We start from the raw sequence: 8,268 nt of genomic DNA, 5'->3' as shown, positions 1-8,268 counted from the left end.
CAGAATGCTCAAGGCGCTGAAGAGCTTTTGGTCCGAAGGAGCAACATCTTCCTCGAATAGGCCGATGGTTACAACATGAGTAAGCTTCTCGAAATACTCCATGTCCCCCTGTGAGACGAGTTTCTTTTTTTCGTAAACTTCACAGAGTGCTTCTAAGAAAAGCATCGTGCCTTCCTTGTAGAAGAAAAGAAGTGAGTCCGAACCCTTTCTCTTCGTAATACAACGTGAATTACTTCTAAGAATAACTCCATGAATGATCATCCCCGTAGAAGAGAAAGGGTGAGCCAGGACGTTGCCAGGCGGGAACGCACCGCATAGAAATAGGAGAGACGGACATACGCTGCATAATGGTAGAGCGCCTGAAGGAGCAACATCTTCTTTGAATGAGCCGATGGTTGCTACATGAATCACTTCTCTGAAAAAACATCATGTCCCCCCCTGTGAGACGAGCTGTTTCTCTTCGTAAAACAACGTGAGAAACGTCGAAGAAAAAACATCATGCCTAATCGCCCCCGTAGAAGAGAAATAGCGAGCCAGGACGTTGCCAGGCAGGACACGCTGCGCATGGAAATAGGAGAGACGACATACGCTGCATAATAGTAGTGCGCCCGAAGGAACAGCATCTTCATTGAATAAGCCGATGGCTACAACATGAAAAGACATCTTGAAAAACATCATGTCCCCCCTGTGAGACGAGCTTCTTTTTTTCGTAAACTTCACAGAGTACTTCTATGAAAAGTATCGTGCCTTCCTTGTAGAAGAAAAGGAGTGGGCGTAGGGAATCAGCACAGAAAATAACCATCCAAAAGTTAACGACAAATTAACATTCCGACAGAAAAAAAAGAGTTTCGCCAGCAAATAGACTAGTTTGGACAGCAAAATCCTCACTACTTGCTCACAAAATATCCTCCCAAGAATGTTTAACCAACCCTCAACTAGGTTATAGACCTCTAAAGGTAGAGACTTTCTCTACTACTTACATTAAAGGAGGACGATAACATGCCACTTGTAAAAGAACTCCGACAATTTAAAAATCAATCATGTAATGAAGGCTACTTAACCATTTACTTAAGCACAGATCAAACAAGCAATGATCAACAAAGAGGTGAATGGAAAATCCGATTGAAAAATGGACTGAAAAAAATAGAAGAATATATTGAAGCAGATGACAAAGCAAATATAAAGGCATATAAACAAGTTAAGAAAAAAGCAACTGAAGCGATTTATGCAATACAAACAGAATTACCTAAGAGCATTGTTATAATTGCATCACCAAAAGGAGATTTCTTTCTGAGAAAACTTCAAGTCCCTGTAGAGAATCGCTTTTATTGGGAGAAGAAACCAAAGATTGGACAACTTGAGCGACTTAGCAAAGAATATCCGACAGAAGGGATACTCTTTATTCAAAAAGAGGATGTTTTTATGATAGAGACAAGCTTAGGGGAGGTAAACATCGAAAGACTATATGATTTAGAAATAGAGAAGGAGGATTGGAAGCTATACGAAGGACTAGCGGCAAGTGAACGGATGGCAAAGCATGCAAACCATCGAGATAAATATGAACAACGGTTTGAAGCAAATCAACAGCGCGCATTTAAAGAACTAGCAAATAGGATTCAGAAAGAAGCAGAAAGAAACCAGTGGTCTACGATTTATTTAGTCGGAGAGCCAGGATTGACAACGGAATTTGAGAAGCAATTACTTTTTCCAGCTGTAAGGAAAATAGATAAAAATTATAAGAAATTTTCTTCGAAAGAGATCGTTGGACAAGTTCTTGCATCATAGATTAACTAATAGTTAAATTTTTACACTTAGAAGAAGACACTGAGGAAGGGAAATCTGACCTTCTTCAGTGTCTTTATTAATTTAATTAGAGATATTTATTTCCAAAAATCACCAAAATAATGAGTGGATTATTGCGGTTTTATCTAATAATAAAAGGTTATCAACTAAGTCTACCTGGTTATACTATTACTAAGTCATACATATTGCACTTTTTGAATTGAGCGCATATAATATTTATAAAGTCAAAGATAGTCAAAGTCAAAAGTTGAAGGGAGGGCAAAGCTTGAGAAATATATCTGACATCATTGAAGACTACTTAAAAGCTACTATTAGAAACAGTGGGGATGATCCGTTGGAAATTAAGCGAAGTGAAATTGCTAAGAAGTTTCAATGTGTCCCTTCACAAATTAATTATGTTATTCAGACGAGGTTTACGTTAGAAAAAGGATATCAAGTGGAAAGTAAAAGAGGTGGCGGAGGGTATATTCGTATAATGAAAGTTAGTCCCCATGATCATCTTGATCTATTTGACCAGATGATTAAAATCGTTGGAAGAAATATTGATCAACATACAGCAGAGAACATCATTATCCGGCTATATGATGAAAAGGCTATTACGAAAAGAGAAGCAAATTTAATGATCAGTGTAATGGATCGAACGTTATATAATGCAAATATTAATCATCGGGATGAAGTACGAGCAAACATTTTAATTGCGATGCTTGAAACATTAAAATATAAAGAATTGTCATAGGGGGGAGGAAATTTCATGCTTTGTCAGGAATGTAATAAAAGGAAAGCGAGTTTGCACTTTGCCAAAATAATAAATGGTGAAAAGACTGAGTTTCACATTTGTGAACAATGCGCAAAGGAAAAAGGAGAATACTTCCCAGGTGGAAATAGTTTCTCTATTCATCAGCTATTATCCGGTTTGTTACACTTTGAACAACCTGTAAAAGCAGAGGCGCAGGAAATAAAGCCATCATGTGAGAAGTGCGGGATGACGTATGAACAATTTACTAAAGTTGGAAGGTTTGGCTGCGCAAATTGTTATAAGAGCTTTGAATCTAAATTGGATCCGATCTTAAAACGGGTGCACAGCGGCAATCATACCCATGCTGGGAAGCTTCCAGAAAGAATTGGTGGAGGGATTCAATTACAACGTCAGATTGAATCATTAAAAACCGAGTTGAAAGGCTTAATTGACCAAGAAGAGTTTGAAAAGGCTGCTGAGTTGAGAGATGAAATTCGGTTGTTAGAAAAACAAAAGAATGAGCACAAGGAGGGCTGATTTGATGTCACTCCAACAATTTATTTCAGAAGCTTTAAGTCCTTGGATGAAAAAAGATGGTCCAGATTCGGATATTGTCCTTAGTAGCCGAATAAGATTAGCTAGAAACCTTGAAGAATACAAATTTCCTATACTTGCGTCAATGGAAGAATCTTATGCGACTGCAAAACATATCGGAGAGGCATTAACTCAGGAAGAGTACAGTGAAATTGGTTCGCTTGAGATTTTGCGAATTGACGATATGAAAGCCAATGAAAAGCGAGTACTTGTTGAAAAACATTTAATCAGTCCTAATTTAGCAGATCAGTCAAAGCATGGAGCTGTCCTACTTGATAAAGATGAAGCTGTAAGCGTCATGGTCAATGAGGAGGATCATATTCGGATTCAATGTTTGCTTCCAGGTTTTCAGTTAGGGAATGGGTTAGAGAAAGCCAATCAAATTGATGATTGGATTGAGCAACGTTTAACGTATGCCTTTGATGAGAAAAGAGGCTATTTAACAAGTTGCCCAACAAATGTTGGGACAGGTATACGAGCGTCTGTCATGATGCACTTGCCGGCACTTGCTATGACTCAGCAATTAAATCGAATTTTACCTGCAATTAATCAATTAGGATTAGTTGTTAGAGGAATTTATGGGGAAGGTAGCGAAGCTTTAGGTAACTTATTTCAAATCTCTAACCAGCTCACTCTTGGAAAATCAGAAGAAGATATTGTTGAAGATCTACGTGGAGTAGTCTTGCAGCTAATTCATCAGGAACGATCAGCTAGAGAAAGTCTTTTGGATCAATCGAGATTACAGCTTGAGGACCGAGTACATCGTTCATTTGGTATTTTATCTCATAGTCGAATGATAGAATCAAAAGAAGCGACGCAACGTTTGTCAAACGTTAGGCTGGGTATTGATTTAGGTTTGATTAAGGGTCTATCAGGGAACATCTTAAATGAATTAATGATTTTGACTCAGCCAGGGTTTCTTCAGCAATATGCTGGCGAAGTGTTATCCCCTGAACAGCGGGATGAAAGAAGAGCTACGCTGATTAGGGAAAGGTTAAAATTAGAGGAAGAAACGAACGAATAATCATGGAGGTGGACGTCAATGATGTTTGGACGTTTTACAGAGCGCGCGCAGAAGGTATTAGCATTAGCACAAGAAGAAGCAGTTAGGTTGGGACACAACAATATTGGTACCGAGCATATTTTACTTGGTCTTATTCGTGAAGGGGAAGGAATTGCAGCTAAGGCTCTTCAAGCTCTCGGACTAGGCTCTGAAAAAATTCAAAAAGAAGTAGAGTCATTAATTGGAAAAGGGCAAGAAGGATCTAAGACGATTCATTATACTCCTAGAGCGAAGAAAGTCATTGAGCTTTCGATGGATGAAGCACGTAAATTAGGTCACTCTTATGTTGGGACCGAGCATATTTTACTTGGCCTTATTCGAGAAGGAGAAGGTGTTGCGGCTCGTGTTTTAAATAACTTAGGGGTGAGTTTAAATAAAGCTCGTCAACAAGTGTTGCAATTACTTGGAAGCAATGAAGTTGGAAACTCTTCTGGCCAGAGTACAGGGGCAACAAATGCAAACACTCCGACACTTGACAGTTTAGCACGTGATTTAACAGCGGTAGCAAGAGAAGAGTCGCTAGACCCTGTTATTGGGCGTAGCAAAGAGATTGAAAGAGTTATTCAGGTATTAAGTCGTCGTACAAAGAATAACCCTGTCTTAATTGGGGAGCCAGGTGTAGGTAAGACAGCCATTGCTGAAGGGTTAGCACAAGCAATTATTGCTAATGAAGTACCAGAAACACTTCGTAATAAGCGCGTGATGACACTTGATATGGGAACGGTTGTAGCTGGCACAAAATACCGTGGTGAATTCGAAGATCGTTTGAAAAAGGTAATGGATGAAATTCGTCAAGCAGGAAATGTCATCTTGTTCATTGATGAGCTTCACACATTAATTGGTGCAGGGGGTGCAGAAGGTGCAATTGATGCTTCAAATATATTAAAGCCTTCCCTTGCCCGTGGAGAACTTCAATGTATTGGAGCAACGACACTTGATGAGTACCGTAAATATATTGAAAAAGATGCTGCACTAGAGCGTCGTTTCCAACCGATTCAAGTAAATGAGCCAACACTTGATGAATCAGAGCAAATCTTAAAAGGGCTTCGTGATCGTTACGAGGCACATCATCGTGTAACGATTACAGATGATGCGATTGAAGCTGCGGTTAAATTATCTGATCGCTACATCTCAGATCGTTTCCTTCCAGACAAAGCAATTGATTTGATTGATGAAGCTGGCTCAAAGGTTCGTCTGAAGTCATATACAGCACCACCTAACTTGAAAGAGCTTGAGCAACGTCTTGACGAAACGAGAAAAGAAAAAGATGCCGCTGTTCAAAGTCAAGAATTTGAAAAAGCTGCTTCTTTACGTGATTCTGAGCAACGTTTACGTGAAGAGTTAGAAGAAATGAAGAATGAGTGGAAGAAAAAGCAAGGCCAGGAAGATACAGAAGTAACAGCTGAAGACATTGCACAAGTTGTAGCAAGCTGGACTGGAATTCCTGTATCGAAATTAGCAGAAGAAGAGACGGATCGCTTACTTAAGATGGAGTCCATTCTACATGAACGTGTTATTGGCCAGGAAGAAGCGGTTAAATCGATCTCTAAAGCTGTGCGCCGTGCTCGGGCAGGACTAAAAGATCCTAAGCGTCCAATTGGTTCCTTCATTTTCTTAGGACCAACTGGGGTTGGTAAAACAGAACTAGCAAGAGCTGTTGCTGAGACGCTATTTGGCGATGAGGATTCTGTTATTCGTATTGATATGTCTGAGTACATGGAAAAGCATACGACAAGCCGACTAGTAGGTTCTCCTCCAGGGTATGTTGGACATGATGATGGTGGTCAATTAACTGAAAAAGTTCGTCGTAAGCCATACTCTGTTATTTTACTAGATGAAATTGAAAAAGCTCACCCGGAAGTGTTCAATATCCTGCTTCAAGTGTTAGAAGATGGTCGCTTAACGGATTCAAAAGGAAGAACAGTTGATTTCCGTAATACGGCGATTATTATGACATCAAACGTTGGAGCTAGTGAATTAAAACGTAGCAAGTTCTTAGGATTTGCGACAGAAGGTGATGGTCACGAATATAAAGATATGAAAGGGAAAGTAATGGATGAACTTAAGCGTAGCTTCCGTCCAGAATTCCTTAACCGTATTGATGAACTTATTGTCTTCCACTCACTTGAGAAGAAGCATATTCGTGAAATTATTACATTAATGGCTGCACAATTGAAAACTCGTCTACAGGAACAAGGCATAGACTTTGAGCTTACTGAAGTGGCAAAAGATAAGATTACAGACCTTGGCTATGATCCTGAATATGGTGCGCGTCCATTACGTCGCGCATTGCAAAAACAAGTAGAGGATCGTCTATCTGAAGAGTTGTTAAAAGGGACGATTTCAAAAGGCCAAAAAGCTATTATTGATGTGAAGGATGATGAATTGTTTGTCCAAACAACTGAAACTCGTGAAAATTTACAAGTATAAAATTAATTTTGTTGCATAATTCGTAGGCTCTGATTGAAAAAAGCCGGGGGAGAGTCATAATCCCTCGGCTTTTCATCATATAATAGAATTATAAGAGTGTTTAACAAAGGTGGTACAAATTAATTTATGTAAGAAAACTTTCTATCGCCTTGAGCGATAATGAATATAGGAGTTATTCCTTGTAACTTTAATGAAAAACGCACAAGAAAACTTTTTTCTTCTACTCTGTTACAATAGACGTAATAGGTAGAAGGGAGAAAGAAACATGGCAAAGAAGAAAACAAAGTTCGTCTGCCAAGAGTGTGGATATGAATCAGCAAAATGGATGGGCAAGTGCCCAGGTTGCCAAAGCTGGAACACGATGATTGAGGAATTTGAGCCAAGTGCTAAACAAGCGAGTCGAAGCTATGTTACATCTGCAACAACTGGATCAAAACCACAATCGATCATTTCGGTAAAAAGCGAAACAGAAGCAAGAATCAGCACAACAATGATGGAACTCGATCGGGTGCTTGGTGGGGGAATTGTTCCAGGTTCGCTTGTGCTTGTAGGTGGAGACCCTGGAATTGGAAAGTCAACGCTTTTGCTACAACTATCTTCTAAATTAGCAGAAACGAAGCACAAGGTTTTATATATTTCTGGGGAAGAGTCAGTAAAACAGACGAAATTACGTTCGGAACGGCTAGGTGTCTCTTCTTTTGATTTATACGTTTTGGCCGAGACAGATATCTCCTTTATAGAACGTGCGATAGATGAAGTGAAACCAACACTAGTTATTATTGACTCCATTCAAACAGTCTACCAAGAAGATATTACATCTGCACCAGGGAGTGTGGCGCAAGTTAGAGAATGTACGGCTGCCTTTATGAGAATTGCCAAAACAAGGGGAATTGCTATTTTTATTGTAGGGCATGTTACAAAACAAGGATCAATAGCAGGACCGAAATTGTTAGAACATATGGTTGATTCTGTTCTATATTTTGAGGGAGAACGCCACCATACGTTTCGCATTTTACGGGCCGTGAAAAATCGGTTTGGTTCCACGAATGAAATGGGTATATTTGAAATGAAAGAAACTGGACTAGAAGAAGTTCTTAACCCTTCTGAGATTTTTTTAGAAGAACGGTCACAAGGAGCAGCCGGATCAATTGTTGTTGCTTCTATGGAAGGGACGAGGCCAGTTCTTGTAGAATTACAAGCACTTATATCACCGACGAGCTTTGGAAACCCAAGACGAATGGCTACTGGAGTTGACCATAACCGGGTATCGCTGTTGATGGCTGTACTTGAAAAGAGAGTAGGGCTTTTACTACAAAATCAGGATGCTTATTTAAATGTTGCTGGCGGAATTCGGTTAGATGAACCTGCAATTGATTTGGCTATTGCCCTTAGTATTGCTTCAAGCTTCCGTAATCAAATAACGAGTCCTACAGATGTTGCAATTGGTGAGGTAGGATTAACGGGAGAAATTAGGCGTGTTTCACGAATTGATCAAAGGGTGAATGAGGCAGCCAAATTGGGATTTAAGCGGGCAATTATCCCAGAGAAGAATTTGGGGGGCTGGACGTATCCAAAGGACATTGAAGTCATTGGTGTACCAACATTAGAAAGAGCGTTAGAGGTCGGCTTAGGAGGTTAACAA

The 8,268-nt window shown here is 39.6% G+C and carries 6 protein-coding genes; all 6 read left to right on the top strand.

Translation table 11 applies throughout. From position 1 onward, the window contains the following. Window positions 1-999: 999 nt before the first annotated feature. A complete protein-coding gene (locus AC1FXP_RS20335) occupies window positions 1,000-1,785 on the top strand; it encodes a VLRF1 family aeRF1-type release factor (RefSeq protein ID WP_480063807.1) in 786 nt (261 codons plus the stop codon). 283 nt (window positions 1,786-2,068) lie between these two features. Next, window positions 2,069-2,539, top strand: coding sequence for a CtsR family transcriptional regulator (locus AC1FXP_RS20330; RefSeq protein WP_480063806.1), 471 nt, complete (start codon window positions 2,069-2,071; stop codon window positions 2,537-2,539). A 15-nt stretch (window positions 2,540-2,554) separates the two neighbouring features. Then, window positions 2,555-3,076, top strand: coding sequence for a protein-arginine kinase activator protein McsA (gene mcsA / locus AC1FXP_RS20325; RefSeq protein WP_480063805.1), 522 nt, complete (start codon window positions 2,555-2,557; stop codon window positions 3,074-3,076). A 4-nt stretch (window positions 3,077-3,080) separates the two neighbouring features. Beyond that, complete coding sequence (gene mcsB / locus AC1FXP_RS20320; RefSeq protein ID WP_480063803.1) at window positions 3,081-4,157, top strand: protein-arginine kinase McsB; 1,077 nt, start codon at window positions 3,081-3,083, stop codon at window positions 4,155-4,157. Between the two features lie 18 nt (window positions 4,158-4,175). Further along, on the top strand, window positions 4,176-6,626 hold the full coding sequence (gene clpC, locus AC1FXP_RS20315; protein WP_480063802.1) for an ATP-dependent protease ATP-binding subunit ClpC: 2,451 nt from the start codon (window positions 4,176-4,178) through the stop codon (window positions 6,624-6,626). A gap of 265 nt (window positions 6,627-6,891) precedes the next feature. Then, window positions 6,892-8,265, top strand: a complete 1,374-nt coding sequence (gene radA, locus AC1FXP_RS20310; protein ID WP_480063801.1) for a DNA repair protein RadA — start codon at window positions 6,892-6,894, stop codon at window positions 8,263-8,265. The last annotated feature ends 3 nt before the right edge of the window (window positions 8,266-8,268 follow it).

Source organism: Halalkalibacter sp. HAAS-P013 (assembly GCF_056619925.1).
Note: the sequence above shows the minus strand (reverse complement) of the source record. Positions and strands in the feature narration are given on the sequence as shown.

Coding starts and splice junctions, on each gene's coding strand:
- AC1FXP_RS20335 (WP_480063807.1), top strand. CDS start 1,000: ATGCCACTTGTAAAAGAACTCCGACAATTTAAAAATCAATCATGTAAT.
- mcsA (WP_480063805.1), top strand. CDS start 2,555: ATGCTTTGTCAGGAATGTAATAAAAGGAAAGCGAGTTTGCACTTTGCC.
- mcsB (WP_480063803.1), top strand. CDS start 3,081: ATGTCACTCCAACAATTTATTTCAGAAGCTTTAAGTCCTTGGATGAAA.
- clpC (WP_480063802.1), top strand. CDS start 4,176: ATGATGTTTGGACGTTTTACAGAGCGCGCGCAGAAGGTATTAGCATTA.
- radA (WP_480063801.1), top strand. CDS start 6,892: ATGGCAAAGAAGAAAACAAAGTTCGTCTGCCAAGAGTGTGGATATGAA.